The sequence below is a fragment of the Paracoccus sp. S-4012 genome, from assembly GCF_009674885.1.
Taxonomy (GTDB): Bacteria; Pseudomonadota; Alphaproteobacteria; order Rhodobacterales; family Rhodobacteraceae; genus Paracoccus.
In genome coordinates this window covers 92,229-110,586 of the sequence record NZ_WKKA01000002.1, presented here as the reverse complement: position 1 = coordinate 110,586, position 18,358 = coordinate 92,229, and the positions used below count along the sequence as shown (strand labels likewise).

At 69.9% G+C, this 18,358-nt stretch carries 17 protein-coding genes and 1 pseudogene; 5 read left to right on the top strand and 13 right to left on the bottom strand.

Features of this window, described 5'->3' with window-relative positions:
• Positions 1–117: 117 nt before the first annotated feature.
• From rplU to GI374_RS03890, 3 genes and pseudogenes are all read left to right on the top strand, one after another.
• Positions 118–477, top strand: a pseudogene (gene rplU, locus GI374_RS03900) (50S ribosomal protein L21); the annotation flags it as partial.
• A 178-nt stretch (positions 478–655) separates the two neighbouring features.
• Positions 656–925: a 50S ribosomal protein L27 gene (gene rpmA, locus GI374_RS03895; RefSeq protein WP_154335709.1), complete on the top strand. Its 270-nt coding sequence runs from the start codon at positions 656–658 to the stop codon at positions 923–925.
• Positions 926–1,010: 85 nt separating this feature from the next.
• On the top strand, positions 1,011–1,598 hold the full coding sequence (locus GI374_RS03890; RefSeq protein WP_229582591.1) for a GNAT family N-acetyltransferase: 588 nt from the start codon (positions 1,011–1,013) through the stop codon (positions 1,596–1,598).
• A gap of 2 nt (positions 1,599–1,600) precedes the next feature.
• Here the strand turns inward: GI374_RS03890 and GI374_RS03885 are convergent, their stop codons facing one another.
• The 7 genes from GI374_RS03885 to GI374_RS03855 form a co-directional block, all read right to left on the bottom strand.
• Positions 1,601–2,092 (bottom strand): hypothetical protein, encoded by a 492-nt coding sequence (locus tag GI374_RS03885; RefSeq protein ID WP_154335707.1) that lies wholly within the window; start codon positions 2,090–2,092, stop codon positions 1,601–1,603.
• A 67-nt stretch (positions 2,093–2,159) separates the two neighbouring features.
• Positions 2,160–3,080 carry a glyoxylate/hydroxypyruvate reductase A gene (locus GI374_RS03880; protein WP_154335706.1) on the bottom strand — a complete coding sequence of 307 codons (921 nt, stop codon included), beginning with the start codon at positions 3,078–3,080 and terminating at the stop codon, positions 2,160–2,162.
• Between the two features lie 10 nt (positions 3,081–3,090).
• A complete protein-coding gene (gene rodA, locus GI374_RS03875) occupies positions 3,091–4,230 on the bottom strand; it encodes a rod shape-determining protein RodA (protein ID WP_154335705.1) in 1,140 nt (379 codons plus the stop codon).
• Between the two features lie 3 nt (positions 4,231–4,233).
• Positions 4,234–6,183 (bottom strand): penicillin-binding protein 2, encoded by a 1,950-nt coding sequence (mrdA, locus tag GI374_RS03870; protein ID WP_154335704.1) that lies wholly within the window; start codon positions 6,181–6,183, stop codon positions 4,234–4,236.
• Complete coding sequence (locus GI374_RS03865) at positions 6,183–6,713, bottom strand: rod shape-determining protein MreD (RefSeq protein ID WP_154335703.1); 531 nt, start codon at positions 6,711–6,713, stop codon at positions 6,183–6,185. The genes mrdA and GI374_RS03865 overlap by 1 nt, the downstream gene beginning before the upstream one ends.
• Positions 6,710–7,612, bottom strand: a complete 903-nt coding sequence (gene mreC / locus GI374_RS03860; RefSeq protein WP_370515129.1) for a rod shape-determining protein MreC — start codon at positions 7,610–7,612, stop codon at positions 6,710–6,712. The genes GI374_RS03865 and mreC overlap by 4 nt, the downstream gene beginning before the upstream one ends.
• A 4-nt stretch (positions 7,613–7,616) precedes the next feature.
• Positions 7,617–8,651: a rod shape-determining protein gene (locus GI374_RS03855; RefSeq protein ID WP_154335702.1), complete on the bottom strand. Its 1,035-nt coding sequence runs from the start codon at positions 8,649–8,651 to the stop codon at positions 7,617–7,619.
• 196 nt (positions 8,652–8,847) lie between these two features.
• Here GI374_RS03855 and GI374_RS03850 point away from each other — a divergent pair, with 196 nt between their 5' ends.
• Positions 8,848–9,228 (top strand): rhodanese-like domain-containing protein, encoded by a 381-nt coding sequence (locus GI374_RS03850; RefSeq protein WP_154335701.1) that lies wholly within the window; start codon positions 8,848–8,850, stop codon positions 9,226–9,228.
• A 34-nt stretch (positions 9,229–9,262) separates the two neighbouring features.
• Here GI374_RS03850 and GI374_RS03845 read toward each other — a convergent pair whose 3' ends face one another.
• The 5 genes from GI374_RS03845 to folK form a co-directional block, all read right to left on the bottom strand.
• Positions 9,263–10,834, bottom strand: coding sequence for a 2-isopropylmalate synthase (locus GI374_RS03845; protein ID WP_154335700.1), 1,572 nt, complete (start codon positions 10,832–10,834; stop codon positions 9,263–9,265).
• Between the two features lie 223 nt (positions 10,835–11,057).
• Positions 11,058–11,711, bottom strand: a complete 654-nt coding sequence (locus GI374_RS03840; RefSeq protein ID WP_370515128.1) for a DUF2062 domain-containing protein — start codon at positions 11,709–11,711, stop codon at positions 11,058–11,060.
• 48 nt (positions 11,712–11,759) lie between these two features.
• Complete coding sequence (locus tag GI374_RS03835; protein ID WP_154335698.1) at positions 11,760–13,895, bottom strand: bifunctional (p)ppGpp synthetase/guanosine-3',5'-bis(diphosphate) 3'-pyrophosphohydrolase; 2,136 nt, start codon at positions 13,893–13,895, stop codon at positions 11,760–11,762.
• A 10-nt stretch (positions 13,896–13,905) separates the two neighbouring features.
• On the bottom strand, positions 13,906–14,262 hold the full coding sequence (gene rpoZ / locus GI374_RS03830; RefSeq protein WP_154335697.1) for a DNA-directed RNA polymerase subunit omega: 357 nt from the start codon (positions 14,260–14,262) through the stop codon (positions 13,906–13,908).
• A 71-nt stretch (positions 14,263–14,333) separates the two neighbouring features.
• Entirely contained in the window at positions 14,334–14,903 is a 570-nt protein-coding gene (gene folK, locus GI374_RS03825) for a 2-amino-4-hydroxy-6-hydroxymethyldihydropteridine diphosphokinase (RefSeq protein WP_370515160.1), read from the bottom strand.
• A gap of 99 nt (positions 14,904–15,002) precedes the next feature.
• Between folK and GI374_RS03820 the strand changes: the two genes are divergently transcribed.
• Positions 15,003–15,575 carry an NYN domain-containing protein gene (locus GI374_RS03820; RefSeq protein WP_154335695.1) on the top strand — a complete coding sequence of 191 codons (573 nt, stop codon included), beginning with the start codon at positions 15,003–15,005 and terminating at the stop codon, positions 15,573–15,575.
• A 73-nt stretch (positions 15,576–15,648) separates the two neighbouring features.
• Here GI374_RS03820 and GI374_RS03815 read toward each other — a convergent pair whose 3' ends face one another.
• Positions 15,649–18,345 (bottom strand): [protein-PII] uridylyltransferase, encoded by a 2,697-nt coding sequence (locus tag GI374_RS03815; protein WP_154335997.1) that lies wholly within the window; start codon positions 18,343–18,345, stop codon positions 15,649–15,651.
• Positions 18,346–18,358: the final 13 nt, after the last annotated feature.

Sequence of the window (18,358 nt, the reverse complement as noted above, 5' to 3'; positions counted from 1 at the left end):
GGCCGGCATTTGTTTTAAACACCACCGTCAAGGTGCGCTGTCCGAAGGCGGGTGATCCCCGAACGCCTGCAATTGCAGGGGCCACAGGACGCGGCAGAGAAGAAAGATCGAGGCGAGATGTTCGCGATTCTCAAGACCGGCGGCAAGCAGTACCGCGTCCAGCCCGGCGACGTGCTGCGCGTCGAGAAGCTGAATGCCGCGGCTGGCGACACGGTCCAGTTCAACGATATCCTGATGGTCGGCTCGACCATCGGCAGCCCGCTGGTGTCGGGCGCCTGCGTGCAGGCCGAGGTCCTCGACCAGATCAAGGCCGACAAGGTCATCACCTTCCACAAGCGCCGCCGCAAGCACAGCTCGCAGCGGACCCGCGGCCACCGCCAGCAGTTGACGCTGCTGCGCGTGACGGACGTGCTTGAATCCGGCGCCGAGCGCACCGATGTCGCGGTGGCGACCGGCACCCGCGCCGCGCGCCGCGCCGGCGAGGCCGACGTGACCCGCACCGCGCCGGGCACCGACCGCTTCGCCCTCAACCGCACGGAACAGCCCGAAATGTCGCGCCGCGTCGCCTCGGGCGCGGCGGGCGAGAAGCCGGCCGAAACCGAAACCACCGCCGCGACCGCGGCACCGCAGAACACCGCCTCGGAGGTCTGATCCCATGGCACACAAGAAAGCAGGCGGCTCGTCCCGCAACGGCCGCGATTCGGCCGGCCGCCGCCTCGGCGTCAAGCTGTTCGGCGGCCAGGAGGCCATCGCCGGCAACATCATCGTCCGTCAGCGCGGCACCAAGTGGTGGCCGGGCGAGAATGTCGGCATGGGCAAGGACCACACGCTGTTTGCGCTGACCGATGGCCAGATCAGCTTCCGCAAGGGCCTCAAGGGCCGCACCTTCATTTCCGTGACTGCGCCCGCAATCGCGGCTGAGTAAGCACGGCGCACGACCCAGTTTTACGAGGGCCGGCGCCGAGCCGGCCCTTTCCGTATCCGGCGCTCATTTCATTAAGGAAATGTCAATGCCTGCATTGCGGCCCGCCACCTCCCGGAACGACAATGACGACCGGCTGCCCCCGGCGGAGGGCGACGAGCTGATCCGCACCGAGCGTCTCGTGCTGCGGCCGCTGCGCCGCTCGGACGCGGGGCTGATAGCGCTCTATACCGGCGACAAGCGGCTGGCCGACGGCACCCGAAGCATCCCCCATCCGCTGCCCCCCGGCGCCGCCGAGGCCTATGTCGCCCGGCTTCAGGCCGAGGGCCGCGAGGGCAGGACCGTCGCCTGGGCCATCGACGGCAGCGAGGCGCAGCTGGCGGAGCTGCTGGGCGTCGTCACGCTGAGCCGGGTGGCGCCGGGCCAGTGCGAGCTGGAGTTCTGGATCGGCCCCGGCTTCTGGAACACCGGCTTTGCCACCGAGGCGGTCGAGGGGCTGATCCGCGCCAACCCGCGCGGCTGCGTCTCGTTCGTGGCCGAGGCGTTCCAGGACAACCCCGGCTCGGCCCGCGTGCTGACGAATTGCGGCTTTGAATATCTTGGCGACGCCGAGAGCTGGTCGGTCGCCCGCAACGCGCGCGTGCCGACCTGGACCTATGCCCGCCCGACCGGCTGACCTCAGGGGCGGAGCGTCAGGCTCTGCCCCGCGCCGCTGACGACGACCTGGCTGATCCCGGCAAGCTCGGTGTTGGTGAAACTGCGCGCGACGGTGATCGTGTCGGCGCGCGGATCGGCGGCCATCGCAGTCTCGGGGCTGCCCGGCAAAGGCGGCGAGGCCACAAAGACCAGGCGCAGGCTGCCGTCCGCGTCGGGCGCCACCCGGCGCCCCGGCGCCTCGCCGATGAGCGCCGGGTCCCACCAGCCCTTGGTCGGCGGAACGCCGGTCACGACCAGCATCCGGCCATTGGCCGTCGGCTCCCAGCTGGCGCCGGTCACGCGCGGGAAGGGCTGGCGCGGGTCCGCGCTGACGTAGCCGCCCTCGGGCGTCAGCGTCGTCGGCCCCGCCGACTGCCCGCCGCCGAACCAGCGCAAGGGGTTCAGCCCCGAGTCGCCGCAACCCGCGAGGACGAGCACCGACAGGAGGCCGAGCGCGAGCGTTGGTCTGGTCATGGCCGTCCCCCGGGGCGTGTTTGCCCGGTGATAGGCGATCCCCCTGCGCCGGGAAAGCCCCGCCGCCTCAATAGCCCCGCGTCCGGTCCACCAGATGCAGGAACGGCCGCCCATCGCGCAGGCGCCGCAGGTTCTCGGCCACGACCGCCGCGGCGCTCGAGGGCCGCGTCTCGGCCGCGATATGGGGCGTGACGAAGACGCGGGGGTGGGACCAGAAGGCATGGCCGGGCGGCAGCGGCTCGGTGCGGAACACGTCCAGCACGGCATGGCCGACCTGCCCCGAGTCGAGCGCCGCGATCAGCGCCGCATCCTCGATCAGCGTGCCGCGGCCGGGGTTCACGATGGCGGCGCCCGCGGGCAGCATCGCCAGCCGGTGGGAGTCGAGCAGGTCGCGCGTCTCGGGCGTGTCGGGCAGCAGCGTCACCAGGATTTCGGCCCGGCCGAGCGCCTCCGGCAGGCCCTTCTCGCCGCCGATCACCGTCAGCCCCTCGACCTCGCGCCCGGAGGCGGACCAGACCGCGGTGTCGAAGCCCACCTGCGCCAGCCGCCGCGCCACCGGAGCGCCGAGAGCGCCGGCGCCGAGAACCGTCACCCGCCGCTCGCGCGCGAGAGGCGGGATCAGCGCGTTGCGCCATGCGCCATCCTGCGCGTAGCGGTCCATGCCGAGGTGGAAGCGCATCGCCCAGCCGAGGCAGTATTCCACCATCCCATCCGTCAGCCCCGGATCGACCATCCGCGCGAGCGGCTGAGTCAGGGTCCCGTTGCCGACGATCCGCTCCACCCCCGCCCAGAGAGACTGGACCAGCCCGGCGCGGGTGTAGGGGCTGAAGTCCGAGAAGCGCGCATTCGGGGCGTAGATGATGGCGTCGATCGCCTCCGGCTCCGGTGCCTCGTGGACGATCCGCGCCAGTCCGGCGAGTTCGCGCTCCAGGGGGGCCTCCCACGCGGGCCAGCGGTCGGGGCGCGCGGCCCAGAGGACGGTCAGCATGGAAAACTCCTCAGCGGGGACGGTGGACATGGGCGGACTGGACCATGCCGAAGGCCATCAGCAGGATCATCAGCTGGGTGCCACCGTAGCTGACCATCGGCAAGGGCACCCCCACCACCGGCAGCAGCCCCATCACCATGCCCATGTTGACGGCGAAGTAGAGGAAGAAGGTCGAGGCGATGCCGATCGTCAGCAGCGAGGCGAAGCGGTCGCGGTTGGTCAGCGCCGAATGCAGGCAGAAGCCGAGGATCAGCACGTAAAGCGTCAGCAGCGAGAAGGCCCCGATGAAGCCGAACTCCTCGGCCAGCGTGGTGAAGATGAAGTCGGTGTGCTTCTCGGGCAGGAAGTTGAGGCGGCTCTGCGTCCCCTGCATGAAGCCGCGCCCCGACCAGCCGCCGGAGCCGAGGGCGATCTGCGCCTGGGTGATGTTGTAGCCCGCGCCGAGCGGATCGGTGGTCGGGTCGAGGAAGGTGTCGATGCGGCGGAACTGGTAGTCGTGGAGGAGTTGCCAAGGCGTGCCGCGGCTCGCCAGCACGGCATAGACCACGCCGCCGCCTGCCGCGAAGATCACGATGAAATACCAGACGCTCACCCCCGCGGCGAAGGCGGTGAAGGCGCCGCCCAGCGTCAGCATGATCGCGGTCCCAAGGTCGGGCTGGATCACCACGAGGCCGGTCGGGATCAGGATCAGCAGGATCGGGATCAGCACCCAGAACGGCCGCGAGACCTTGCCGATGTCGAGCCAGTCGTAATAGGCCGCGAGCATCAGCACGAGCGAGACCTTCATCATCTCGGACGGTTGCAGCCGAATCGGCCCGAGGTCGAGCCAGCGCTGCGCGCCCATGGTCGTGTGGCCGATGGCGTCCACGGCGACCAGCAGAGCCAGGCTGATGACGTAGGCCGGGATGGCGATGCTGCGCCAGAACCAGATCGGCACGAAGGCGAGCGCGAACATCGCCACCATGCCGATGGCGAACCGCTCCATCTGCGGCTGCGCCCAGCGGGAGACGTCGCCGCCGCCGACCGAGTAGAGCATCAGGAACCCGGTCGCGGACACCGCGATGATGAGAAAGACCAGCGGCCAGTTCAGATACAGGATCTTGCGGATCCCGGTCGGTGTCGTCGTGACCTGATAGTTGAGATAGCTCATGGCTCAGGCGCGCGAGACGCCGCGCGGCTCGGCGGCGAGGGTGGTGGGGGCGAGGCGGAGCTTCTTGCGCTCCTCCTCGATGCGGCCGCGCTGTCCCTCGGGGTAGGCGTCGAGCGGCGGCATGCCGCCAGCGAGCGCAAACAGCAGGATGTCGCGGGCGACGGGGGCCGCCACGGCCGAGCCGCCGCCGCCATGCTCGACCACCACGGCGACGGCGATACGCGGCGCGTCGAAGGGCGCGTAGCAGACGAAAAGCGCGTGGTCGCGGCGGTTCCAGGGAAGCTGGTCGTTGCGGATGACGCCGCGGGCGCGCTCGGCCGCGGTGATGTTGCGGACCTGGCTGGTGCCGGTCTTGCCCGCCATGCGCCACTCCGCGCGCACGATGCGCGAGCTTCCGGCGGTGCCCGCGCCGCCGTTCATCACCGCGTCCATGCCGTCACGGGCGAGCTTGAGGTTCGCCGGGTCGATCCCGAGGTCGGGAAACTCCGGCACCGGCACCGGCACCCCGTCCACGGCGCGGACCAGCCGCGGCTCGACCGCGCGGCCCGAGGCGATGCGCGCGGCCATCACCGCCAGTTGCAGCGGCGAGGCCAGCACATAGCCCTGCCCGATCGAGGCGTTGATCGAATCGCCCACCTGCCAGTCCTCGCCATAGCGGGCCTGCTTCCAGGCGCGGTCCGGCGCGATACCCTCGGCCACCGCCGACATCGGCAGCTCGTGCCGGACGCCGATGCCGAAGCGGCGCGCCATCTCGGCGATGCGGTCGATGCCGACCTTCTGCGCCAGCTCGTAGTAGAACACGTCGCAGGACTGCTCGAGGCTGGCCTTGACGCCGACGCTGCCATGCCCGCCGCGGCGCCAGCAGTGAAAGCGCCGCCCGCCGGCGGTGAGGTGGCCGGGGCAGTAGAAATGGTCGCCGGGCTTGATGATCCCGGATTCGAGGCCCGCCAGCAGCGGCACCATCTTGAAGGTCGAGCCAGGCGGATAGACGCCCTGCACGGTCTTGTCGGCCAGCGGGCGGTGGTCGTGTTCGGTCAGCGCCTTGTAGTCGGCCGAGGAAATCCCGCGCACGAAGAGGTTCGGGTCGAAGCCCGGCGAGGAGGCGATGGCCAGCAGGTCGCCGGTCTGCACGTCGATGGCGATGGCCGCGGCGCTCTCGGTGCCCAGCCGCTGGGCGGTGTAGTTCTGCAGCGCCGCGTCCACGGTCATCTGCACGGTGCCGCCCTGCTGGCCCTCGACCCGGCCCAGTTCGCGCATCTCGCGCCCGGCGCTGTTGACCTCGACCCGGCGCGACCCGGCGCGGCCGCGCAGGACGTCTTCCCACTTGTTCTCGAAGCCGACCTTGCCGAACTGGAACTCGGGCAGCAGCAGGACCGGGTCCGGCTCGTCCATCTTCGACAGGTCGTAATCGGAGACCGGGCCGACATAGCCCATCATGTGGGCGAAATCGGCGCCGAAGGGATAGACCCGGCTCAGCCCCGCCTCGGGCGTCACGCCGGGCAGCGAGGGGGCGTTGACGGCGATGGCGGCGAACTCCTCCCAGCTGAGGCGGTCGCGCACGGCGACGGGGGTCGAGGGCGTGCGTCTGGCGATCTCGTCCAGCAGCGCCTGCTTCTCGGTCGCGGAAATCGGGACCAGGTTCGAGAGGCGGTCGATCACCTGCTCGACGTCGCCCGCCTCCTCGCGGGTGATCGTGACGCGGTAGTTGGCCTCGTTGCCGGCGATCACGACGCCCGCGCGGTCCAGGATCAGCCCGCGCGCGGGCGGCAGCAGGCGGATCTTGATCGAGTTGCCGTCCGAGAGCAGCCGGTATTCCTCCGCCCGGTCGAGCTGCATCGTGCGCATCCGCAGCCCGAGCGCGGCGGCCACCGACAGCTGGATGCCGCCCAGCATCAGCCCGCGCCGGGTGATGATCCGGGTGCTGTCGACGATGTCCTTCGGCGACTTCCGCATCAGTAACCCACCGCCTCCCCCTCGCCCGGCGCCGGACGCCGCAGCCCCAGCAGATGCGCGGCCAGCACCACCGGCGGATAGGCCGCGACCGTCGCCAGCAGATGCAGCGCGACCTGGCCCAAGGGCGGCTGCGGCACCAGGAACAGCGCCATCGCCAGCCGGCAGCCCAGCATCATCGCCGCCAGCAGCAGCGCCACGCGCAGCCATTCAACCATGAAGGGCTGCTCGCGCCAACGGGCCTCGCGCGCGCGGGCGGCCTCGGAGCCCATGACGACGACCGCGGCCCAGAGGCCGACCGGGCGCATCAGCAGCACGTCCTCCAGCAGGATCGTCGCGGCGATCAGCAGCACCGGCACCTGATCGGGGCGGCGCAGCACCCAGGCGAGGGTGAGGCAGAGGAGCAGGTCGGGGCCGGGCGTAGCGACATGGCCGGGGCTGATCGGCAGAAGCCGCGCGAAGAGGAGCAGCAGCGCCAGACCGATGAAGACCGAGCGGCCGATGAGGCGGCGGCGGTGGGCCGGGCCGATCATGGCGCGCCCGGCGCGAGCGCCGGCTGCACCGGGCCGATGAAGCCGCCGCCCTCGGGCACGATGATGTTGCCGCTGTCGGCGATGGCTTCGGCCGGGTGCGAGCGCAGGACGCGCAGGAATTCGAGCCGGCCGTAGTCCGCAGCCATCCGCACCCGGAGCCGACCGTCCGTCGCCTGCGCCACCTGCCCGACCGGGAGACCTGCCGGGAACACGCCGCCGTCGCCGGAGCTGACCACGCGGTCGCCGGGGCGCACGTCCTCGGGCCGCTCGATGAAGTCGAGGGCGGGGTAGGGCGTGTTGTCGCCGGTCAGCAGCGCGTGCTGGCCCGAGGGCTGGATCGTTACCGGCAGCCGCGAGGAGGGGTCGGTCAGCAGCATCACCCGGCTCGTGCGCTCGCCCACGCCGGCGATGCGGCCGACGAGGCCGAGGCCGTCCATCGTCGCCCAGCCGTCCAGCACCCCGTCCCGCGCGCCCACGTTCAGCAGCACCGACTGCCGGAAGGCGGAGCCCGAGTCGGCCAGCACCACGCCCGAGAGCGCCGTCAGCGCCGGATCGAGGCGGACGCTGTTCTGCGCCAGCAGCTTGGCGTTCTCCTGCTCGAGCTGGATGGCCGCCTCGCGCCAGGCGGCCATCTTCTGCAGCTCGCGCCTGAGTTCCTGGTTCTGCTCGTAGAGGCGGGCATAGGACTGGAAGCCCGCGACCATGTCGGTGGCACGGGCGACCGGCAGCAGCGCCCATTGGAACGAGGGCACGAAGCGGTCGATGAAGGCGGTCCGCATCGCCTCGGCGCGCGGGCTGTCGATGCGCCAGACGAGGAACAGTCCCAGCAGCACGAGGACCAGCAGCGCCACGAGGACGCGGCGCACCGGCGTCGCGAAGTCATACCGCCTGCGCGCCACGGGTTCAGCTGTCGTAGTCGATGACGTGTCGCAGCTGCTTTTCGTATTCCAGCGCCTTGCCGGTGCCGAGGGCCACGCAGCTCATCGGCTGGTCGGCCAGCGAGATCATCAGCCCGGTCTGCTCGCGCAGCGCGAGGTCGAGCTCGCCCAGCATCGCGCCGCCGCCGGTCAGCATCACGCCGCGGTCCACGATGTCGGCCCCGAGGTCGGGAGGTGTCGATTCGAGGGCGATCATCACCGCCTCGCAGATCGCCTGCACCGGCTCGGCCAGCGCGTCGGCTATCATGCCCTGCGTGATCTCCAGCTCCTTCGGCACGCCGTTCAGCAGGTCGCGGCCGCGCACCATCATGGTGGCCCCGCGGGCGTCGTCGGGCATCCGGGCGGTGCCGATCGAGGTCTTGATCCGCTCGGCCGTCTGCTCGCCCACGAGCAGGTTATGGTTGCGGCGCAGGTAGTTGATGATCGCCTCGTCCATGCGGTCGCCGCCGATGCGGACCGAGCGGGCATAGACGATGTCGCCGAGCGACAGCACTGCCACCTCGGTGGTGCCGCCACCGATGTCGACGACCATGCTGCCGGTCGGCTCGGTGATCGGCATGCCCGCGCCGATGGCGGCCGCGATCGGCTCCGCGATCAGTCCCGCCTTGCGGGCGCCGGCCGAGAGGACCGACTGGCGGATGGCCCGCTTCTCGACCGGGGTGGCGCCGTGGGGGACGCAGACGATGATCTTCGGCTTCGAGAAGGTGGTGCGGCGGAACACCTTGCGGATGAAGTGCTTGATCATCTCCTCGGCGCTGTCGAAGTCGGCGATGACGCCGTCGCGCATCGGCCGGATCGCCTCGATGCTGCCGGGCGTGCGGCCCAGCATCAGCTTGGCGTCCTCGCCGACGGCCAGCACCTGCTTCTTGCCGTCCTTGACGTGATAGGCCACGACCGAGGGCTCGTTGAGGATGATGCCCTTGCCCTTGACGTAGATCAGCGTGTTCGCCGTCCCGAGGTCGATTGCGATATCCGTCGAAAAGAGGCCGCCGAACGCCATGCCGTGAGTGTCCCTTCGCTGCCGGTATGTCCGGGCTGATGGCTTGGGCGGCTGAGTCGCCTCTCGCGCGCCGTTGACGGGGTATAGTTGCGCGCCGCTTGCCGGGGAACCCCTGACGCGGGGCATGGGCGCGAAGCGGCCGCGGTTGTGATATGCTCGGGCGGCCGGGCATCCGGCGACGAGGGAGGGCGGAGAGATGGCCAAAACGGTTCAGCAGATGCTGGATGCCGCGAACGCGGTCGTGCCGAAGATCGGACCCGACAAGGCGCGGGCCCTGATGCGCGAGGAGAGCGCGCTCGTCGTGGACCTGCGCGGCAGCGAGGAGATCGCGCAGACGGGCAAGGTCAAGGGCGCAGTCGCGGTGCCGCGCGGGATGCTGGAGTTCCGCGCCGACCGCGAAAGCAAGTATCACAACGCGGAGTTCGACAGCGCCCGCCCTGTGATCCTTTACTGCGGCTCGGGCGGGCGCGCGGCGCTGGCGGGCAAGACGTTGTCCGAGATGGGCTACGGGCGCGTCTACAATCTGGGCGGCTTCAAGGATCTGGTCGACGCCGGAATGGAGACCGAAAAGGTGTAACTGCCGCCCCGCCTCGGATGGGCGGGGCGGTGAGTCAGTGCGAATACATGCTGATCGCGCGCGTGTCGGCGTCGGGGGCGGTCTTCTCGCGCCGCACCCGCAGGCGGTTCAGCGCGCCGACATAGGCCTTGACGCTGGCGAGGATCGTGTCGGTGTCGGCCGCCTGCCCGGTGGCGATGCGGCCCTCCTCCTCCAGCCGGACGCTGACCGTCGCCTGCGCGTCGGTGCCCTCGGTCACGGCATGGACCTGGTAGAGTTGCAGCGTGGCGTCATGCTCGAAGAGCGCGTTCACGCAGGCGAAGGCCGCGTCGACCGGGCCGTCGCCCTGCTTCTCGACGGTCTTTTCCTCGTCGCCCACGACCATCGTCAGCGTCGCGGTCGCCGGCTCGCCCCCGCCGCAGACGACGCGCAGCTTTCTGACCTGCAGATAGTCGCTGTCGGTGTTGGCCGTGCTGTCCTGCATCAGCGCCACGAGGTCGTCGTCATAGACCTCCTTCTTGCGGTCGGCCAAGGCCTTGAACCGCACGAACACATCCTTGAGCTGGTTGTCCCCCAGCTCGTAGCCGAGATCCTTCAGCTTTGCCCTGAGAGCCGCCCGGCCCGAGTGCTTGCCCATGGCGATGTTGGCCTCGTTGAGGCCGATGTCGGCGGGGCGCATGATCTCGAAGGTCTCGACGTTCTTCAGCACCCCGTCCTGATGGATGCCGCTCTCGTGCAGGAAGGCGTTCTTGCCGACGATGGCCTTGTTGAACTGCACCGCGAAGCCCGAGACCTGCGCCACGCGGCGCGACAGGCCCATGATTTTCGTCGTGTCGATGCCGGTGCTGAACGGCATGATGTCGTGGCGCACCTTCAGCGCCATCACGACTTCCTCGAGTGCGGTGTTGCCGGCGCGCTCGCCGAGGCCGTTGATCGTGCATTCGATCTGCCGGGCGCCGGCCTCGACCGCGGCGAGGCTGTTGGCCGTGGCCATGCCGAGGTCGTTATGGCAGTGCGTGGCAAAGACCACCGTGTCGGCGCCGGGCACGCGTTCCAGCAGCATGCGGATCAGCTCGGCCGATTCGCGCGGCGCGGTGTAGCCGACGGTGTCGGGGATGTTGATCGTCGTGGCGCCCGCGCGGATCGCGATCTCGACCACGCGGCAGAGGTAGTCATGCTCGGTCCGGGTGGCGTCCATCGGCGACCACTGCACGTCCTCGCACAGGTTGCGGGCATGGGTCACGGTCTGCTCGATCCGCTCGGCCATCTGGTCCATGTCGAGGTTCGGGATCGCGCGGTGCAGCGGCGAGGTGCCGATGAAGGTGTGGATGCGCGGGCGCTTGGCGTGGCGGATCGCCTCCCAGGCGCGGTCGATGTCGGGCAGCTGCGCGCGGGCGAGGCCGCAGACCGCCGAGTTCTTCGCGGCCTTCGCGATGTCGGAGACGGCGGCGAAATCGCCCTCGGAGGCGATCGGGAAGCCCGCCTCGATGATGTCCACGCCCATCTCGTCGAGCAACTGGGCGATTTCCAGCTTCTCGTCATGGGACATGGTGGCGCCGGGCGACTGCTCGCCGTCGCGCAGCGTGGTGTCGAAGATCAGGACGCGGTTCGGGTCTCGGGTGGTCATCGGTCGGTTCTCACAGGCTCGGATGCGGGGCGGTCGGTCCGGGCGCGGCCTCGGCTGAGCGGCGGCCCGGAGACCCGCTCAGCGGAGCGTGAGAAGCAGGAGACCGCGAGGATCGGCGCGCAGCCGCAGGCAGCCGCAGGGCGCGGCGGCGGGCGACAGCGGGGCGGGGCGCGTCCGGGTCATGGCCGCGACTATGCCAAAGGCGCCGGGCGGAGGGCAAGGGTCAATGTCGCTCGTTGCCGCGCGCTGCGGCGGCGGCTTCCCGTGCCGCCGCCTCCCGCCTGGCGCGGGCCACGGCGCGGGTCAGGCGGCGGCGCTGATAGGCGCGGACCACCGGCACTGTCAGGTAATACCCGACCGCCGCCGCGGGCAGCCCGATCAGGGCGCCGCCGAGGAAGTAGGGCAGGAAGATCGTGCCCCAGAACTCCCCCAGCCCCGCCCATTCGGCCGGTCCGGGGCCGACAAGGCTGGCGAAGCTGCGCCACAGTTCGACCGTCGCATGGGTGATCTCGCCGATCACCGCCTGCGGGCTGACCTCGCCCGGCACGCCCATGAGCCAGCGGCCGAGCCCGACCGAGATCACCGCGATGAAGGGGAAGGTCAGCGGGTTGCCGAGCGAGGTGCCCAGCAGCGCCGCGAGGATATTGCCGCCAACCGCCCAGCCGAGGGCCGCGGCGGCGAGGAAATGGGCGCCGAAGAGCGGCGTGAAGGAGGCGTAGATTCCCGCCGCCACGCCGCGGCCGATGCGCTCGGGCGGGTCGGGCAGGCGCCGCAGCCGGTGCAGCAGGTAGCGCCCGGCACGCGCCCAGCCGCCGCGCGGATAGACGAAGTCCTGCGCGATCTGCTGATAGCTCTTGGGCTTGCGGCGGCGGAACACGGGGGAAGGGCTAGCCGAGCGCCGCCGGCCTGGCAACGCCGCGCGCGCTCACGGCTTCAGCGAGGGGTCGCGGATGCGGGCCACCTGGGCGACGTCGCTCTCGGCCTCGAGGGCGGTCATCAGCGCGTGCAGATGCTCGTGGTCGCGCAACTCCACCTCCACCCGCAGCTTGTAGAAGTCGGGCTTGCGGTCCACGAATTCGAGGTCCGAGATGTTCGCGCCCTGGCTGCCGATCAGCGTGCAGATGCGCCCCAGCACGCCTGCGTCGTGACGGATGGTCAGCAGCAGCCGCACGCCATAGCTCGGCGGATGCCGCCCAACCCGCCAGCGGAGATCCACCCAGCGGTCGGGCTGATCCTCGAAATCGGCCATGACGGGGCAGTCGATGGCGTGGATGACGACGCCCTTGCCGCGATAGGTGATGCCGACGATGCGCTCGCCCGGCAGGGGGGCGCAGCAGGGGGCGCGGGTGAAGCTCTGGTCGGCCTCGAGGCCCGCCACGGCGCGGTCGGCGGAGATCTCGGCCGGGGCGTGGGCGAGCTCGGGGTAGAGCGCACCCAGCACCTCCTGCGCGCTGATCTCGGCCGAGCCGATCCGCGCCAGCAACTCGTCGGTGTCGGGCATCGCCAGGGTCCGCGCCGCGGTCCTCAGCGCCTTGTCGGTCAGCTTGCGCCCGACATGCTCGAACGCCACGCGCGCCAGCTCGTGCCCGAGGCGGATGAAGCGCGAGCGGTCCTCCTCGCGCAGGCTGCGGCGGATCGCGGCCTTGGCGCGGCCGGTCTCGACGATGTCGAGCCAGGCCGCCTGCGGCCGCTGGCCGGCGGCGGTGATGACCTCGACCGACTGGCCGTTCTTGAGCCGGGTCCAGAGAGGCACGCGGATGCCGTCCACCTTGGCGCCGACCGAGGAATTGCCGATCCGCGTGTGGATTGCATAGGCGAAGTCGATCGGCGTCGCCCCTTTCGGCAGCTGGATCACGTCGCCCTTCGGCGTGAAGCAGAACACCTGGTCGGAATACATCTCGAGCTTCACGTTCTCGAGGAAGGCGTCATGGTCCTCCTCGCCCAGCCGGTCGTTCAACTGCTCGACCCAGGTGCCAGGATCGACGGCAAAGGGGTTCTGCGTCGGCACGCCGTCGCGATAGGCCCAGTGCGCGGCCACGCCCGCCTCGGCCACCTCGTGCATCTGCCGTGTGCGGATCTGCACCTCGATCCGCGTCCCGTCGCGCCCCGAGACGGTGGTGTGGATCGAGCGGTAGCCGTTCGCCTTGGGCTGGCTGATGTAGTCCTTGAACCGCCCCGGCACCATGCGCCACCGCTGATGGATGATGCCCAGCGTCTTGTAGCAGTCGGCCTCGGACCGGGTGATGATGCGGAAACCGTAGATGTCCGAAAGGCGCGAGAAGGAAAGCTGCTTTTCCTGCATCTTGCGCCAGATCGAGAAGGGCTTCTTGGCGCGGCCGAAGACGTCGGCCTCGATCCCATCGCGCTCCAGCACCGCGCGCAGGTCGGCGGTGATCGTCGGGATCACGTCGCCGGTCGCCTTCTGCAGGGTCAAGAACCGGCGGATGATGGAGTTGCGAGCCTCGGGGTTGATGACCTTGAAGGCCAGGTCCTCCAGCTCCTCGCGCATCCACTGCATCCCCATGCGGCCGGCGAGGGGGGCGAAGATGTCCATGGTCTCGCGCGCCTTCTGGACCTGCTTCTCCGACCGCATCGAGCGGATGGTGCGCATGTTGTGCAGACGGTCGGCGAGCTTCACGAGGATCACCCGCAGGTCGCGGCTCATCGCCATGAAGAGCTTGCGGAAGTTCTCGGCCTGCTTCGACTGCGCGCCGGAGAGTTGCAGGTTCGTCAGCTTGGTGACGCCGTCCACGAGGTCGGCGATCTCGCGGCCGAAGAGGCGCGAGACCTCCTCCCAGGTGGAGCGCGTGTCCTCGATCACGTCGTGCAGCAGCGCCGTGACGATCGTCGCGTCGTCGAGCCGCATCTCGGTCAGGATGGCGGCGACGGCGACCGGATGGGTGAAATAGGGCTCGCCCGAGTAGCGAAGCTGGCCCTCGTGCATCCGCGCGCCGTATGCCCAGGCCTCGCGGATCAGGGCGGCATTGCAGCGCGGGTTGTAGTTGCGGACGAGGGCGAGAAGGTCCTCGACGTCGAACTGGTGAGGCCCGGACCCGTCCATCGCTGCGGCGTCAGCCGCGCTCCTGCGCCTCGAGCATCATGCGCAGCATCCGCTCCTCGTTCTCGTCGTCGGCGGGCTTCGGACGGTCCATCTCGGCGCCGATGACGAGGGCCATGGTGTCGTCCTCGGGCTCGTCCACCTCGACCTGAGTCTGGGTGGCGACGATCATGCGCTCGCGCAGGTCGTCAACCGGCTGGGTCTCCTCGGCGATCTCGCGCAGGGCGACGACGGCGTTCTTGTCGTCGTCGCGGTCCACGGTGAGGGGGGCGCCGGCCGCAATCTCACGCGCGCGATGGGCGGCGATCATGACGAGATCGAAGCGGTTGGGAACCTTGTCGACGCAGTCTTCGACCGTAACGCGGGCCATGAAACACCTCGGGATCGGGAACGGGGCGGGGCAAAGACGGGTGCATGCTGGAACTCGGCGGTGTTGTCAAGCTATTTGCACGTCAGCGGTTGCACCGCCGCGCGCGCCTCCGACGGCAGTCGCGCCAGCATCGAAGTCACGTCGAGGCCAAGCCGGGGATGCACCCAGAGGGGGGCGATTTCGGCCAGCGGCACAAGGGCGAAGGCGCGATCCTGGAGCCGCGGATGGGGGAGGATCAATTCCTCCGGGGTGAGTCGCTGCTGATCCGATTCGCTGAGCGCCCGCCAGCGATCCTGACCTGCGGCATTTGGTCGCACATCGTCCCCGAGGGCAAGCAGGTCGATGTCGATGACTCTGGCTCCCCAGCGGCCAGTATCGCGGCGCCGGCCGAGGGCCTCCTCGATCCGGTGCAGCCGCGCCAGAACCGCCGGCGCCGCTTCCGCGGTGTCGAAGGCTGCGGCGGCGTTGACGAAATCGGGACCGGCGCCGGGCGGATGCGCGGGGCTGCGATAGAAGCGGCTGACCGCCACCAGGCGCCCCGGCGGGTCCGAAAGGAGCCGAAGCGCCTGGCGCAAGGTTTCGGTGGGAACCCTCCGACGCAGCGGAAGATTCCCGCCTAGAAGGAGGAGCGCTGTTCGCAGCTTGACCTCTCTGTCGTATGCTGGTTTCGGGACAGCTTGCTTTTGCATGGAGGTGTTCCCCAAGGCACCGTCAAGGCTTGCGCCCAGGAAAGGATCATAATGTTCTATAAGGACGACCGCCTGGCACTGTTCATCGACGGTGCCAACCTGCATTCCGCGGCAAAGGCGCTCGGCTTCGAGATTGATTTCAAGCTTGTGCGCCAGGAATTCGAGCGCCGGGGCCGGCTCGTGAGGGCCGCCTACTACACCGCGCTGCTGGAATCCGAGGAGTATTCGCCGATCCGACCGCTCGTCGACTGGCTGGCCTATAACGGCTACACGGTCGTGACCAAGCCCGCCAAGGAGTTCACCGACCAGACCGGCCGGCGGCGGGTGAAGGGCAACATGGACGTCGAGCTTGCGGTCGACGCCCTGGAGCTGGCGCCCCGGATCGACCATGCGGTGCTGTTCTCCGGTGACGGTGACTTCAAGCCGCTGATCGACGCCCTGCAGCGCCGGGGCGTCCGCGTCTCGGTGGTGTCGAGCACCCGCACCCAGCCCTCGATGGTGGCCGACGAGGTCCGCCGGCAGGTCGACAACTTCATCGAGCTGGACGCGCTCCGCGAAGTGATCGGCCGGCCGCCGAGGGAGCCGAGGCCGCTGCCGACGGAGCCAATGACAGTCGAGACCTGAGGGTCTCGGCGTTCCCCCGCGATTTGGCCCTCCCCCGTCGAAGGGGGAGGGGCCTCGCCCCACCGACCCGCGGCTACGGCGCGTCGGCCCGCTCCGCCCCCTCGGCAATCGCCGCCCGCAGCTTGCGCTCCAGCGTCTCGCGCTTGCCCGGCTGGGTGAGCTTCAGTCCGAACATGTCCTTGACATAGAACGTGTCGATCACCTGCGCCCCGAAGGTCGCGATCACCGCGCTGGCGATCTGGATGTGGTTCGCGGCCAGCGTCCGGGTCAGGTCGTAGAGCAGCCCCGGCCGGTCGCGGGTGTCCACCTCGATGATGGTGTAGATGTCGCTGCCCTCGTTGTCGAAGGTGACGTGGGTGGGGAAGCGGAAGGCGCGCTCGCGCTTCTTGACCTTGTCGCGGGTGGCCAGAGCGTCGCGGGGCACGACCGCGCCGGAGAGCGTGCGCTCGATCGTCTGGCGCAGGCGCGGCAGGCGGTCCTCGGCATAGGGGTGGCCCTCGGCGTCCTGCACCCAGAAGGCCGCCGTGGCGTAGCCGTCGCGCGAGGTATAGGTGCGCGCGTCGACCACGTTGGCGCCTGAGAGCGCGAGCGCCCCGGCCAGCCGCGAGAAGATGCCCGGATGATCCGCCAGGGCGAAGGCCACGCGGGTCGCGTCTCGGTCGGGGTCGGCGCGCAGGTCGATGCGGATTTCGTCATCGCGGATGCCGGCCAGGAGACCCGCGAAGACTGCCTGCGTCTCGGTCGGCAGGCCGGTCCAGTAGCTGTCGTAATGGCGCCCGATCTCGGCCCGGATCGCCTTCGGCTCCCAGCCCTCGGCGGTCAGGCGGTGACGCAGCGCGCGCCGCGCCTCGCCCCGCAGCCGCTCGCGGTTCAGCTCCTCGAAACCGCCTTCGAGGACCGCCGCCGTCTCGGCATGTAGGCGGCGCAGCAGCATCGCCTTCCAGTTGTTCCAGGTCCCCGGCCCGACCCCGCGGATGTCGCAGACCGTCAGCACCGTCAGCAGGTCCAGCCGCTTGCGGGTCCGCACCGCCTTGGCGAAGTCGCGAATGGTGCGCGGGTCCGAGATGTCGCGCTTCTGCGCCACGTCCGACATCAGCAGATGCTGGCGCACCAGCCATTCGACCGTCTCGACCTGCCCAGACTCCAGCCCGAGCCGCGTGACCACCTTGCGCGCGATCTGCGCGCCGATGATCGAATGATCCTCGGGGCGCCCCTTGCCGATGTCGTGCAGCAGCACCGCGAGGTAGAGCACCGCCCGGTCGAGGTGGCCCTCGCGGATGATCTCGGTCGTCAGTGGCAGGTCGTCCTCGTCCTCGCCGCGCTCGATCCGGGCGAGGGCGGCGACGCATTGGATCAGGTGCTCATCGACCGTGTAGTGGTGGTAGACGTTGAACTGCATCATCGCCATCACCGGCTTGAACTCCGAAATGAAGGCGGCGAGGGCGCCCAGCTCGGCCATCCGGCGCAGGGCGCGCTCGGGGTTGCCGTGCTTCAGCAGCAGGTCGAGGAAGATGCGATGCGCCTCGGGGTCATGGCGCAGGCGGTCGTCGATCAGGTCCAGGTTGGCGGCAACCCGGCGCATGGCCTGCGGGTGGATCATCAGGCCGGTGCGCAGGCCCTCCTCGAACAGCCGCAGCATGTTCAGCGGCTCGGCCCTGAGGTCCTCCTCGGAGATGTCGATGCGCCCGCCCTCGTCGAGGAACGGTTTGCGCAGCCGCCGGCGGCGGCCGAAAAGCCGCGTCAGGATCGGCGGCCGCCTGAGGTGGCGCGCCTCGAGGCCGGTCAGGAACACCCGCGTCAGGTCGCCGACACGGGTCGCGTGCAGGAAATAGTCCTGCATGAAATGCTCGACCGCACGCCTGCCGCCGCCGTCGTGATAACCCATGCGCCGGGCGACTTCGGGCTGCAGGTCGAAGGTCAGCTGGTCCACCAGGCGGCCGGTGACGAGGTGCATGTGGCAGCGCACCGCCCAGAGGAAATCCTCGGCCTGCCAGAAGGCCAGGTGCTCGTCGCGCGAAAGCATCCCGTAATCGACCAGGTTCTGCGCCCGCTCGACCTGGTGGATGTATTTGCCGATCCAGTAGAGCGCATGCAGGTCGCGCAACCCGCCCTTGCCCTCCTTGACGTTCGGCTCCAGCAGGAACCGGGCGCGGCCCTGGCGGGCATGGCGCTCCTCGCGCTCGGCCAGCTTGGCTTCGATGAACTCGGGGATGGTGCCCTCGAACAGCTCGGGCCAGAGACGAACGCGCAAAGCCTCGGTGACAGCCGCGTGGCCGCAGACATGGCGATGCTCGAGCAGGCTCGTGCGGATCGTCATGTTGCCTTCCGCGAGGCGCAGCGAGTCGTCGACCGAGCGGGTCGCCTGCCCGATCTTCAGCTTCAGATCCCAGAGCATGTAGAGCATCGATTCGATCACGCTCTCGGCCCAGCCGGTGGTCTTCCAAGGCGTCAGGAACAGCAGGTCGACGTCGGAATGGGGCGCCATCTCGGCCCGGCCGTAGCCGCCGACCCCGAGGACGGCGAGGCGCTCGCCCTCGGTCGGGTTGGGACGCGGATGCAGATGGGTCGTGGCGACGTGGTGGACGGCGGTGACGAGGCCGTCGGTGAGCGCCGCGATCTCGCGGACGGTCTCGCGGGCGGCGCGGGGATGGGTCTCGAAACGGGCGGTGATATCCGCCATCGCCTCGGCGCGGGCTTCCGTGAGGCAGGCGACGGTGGCGGCGCGCAGCGCCTGCGGGTCGGCCGCGCCCTCGAGCCGCCGGTCGAGCATGGGAAGGAAGCGC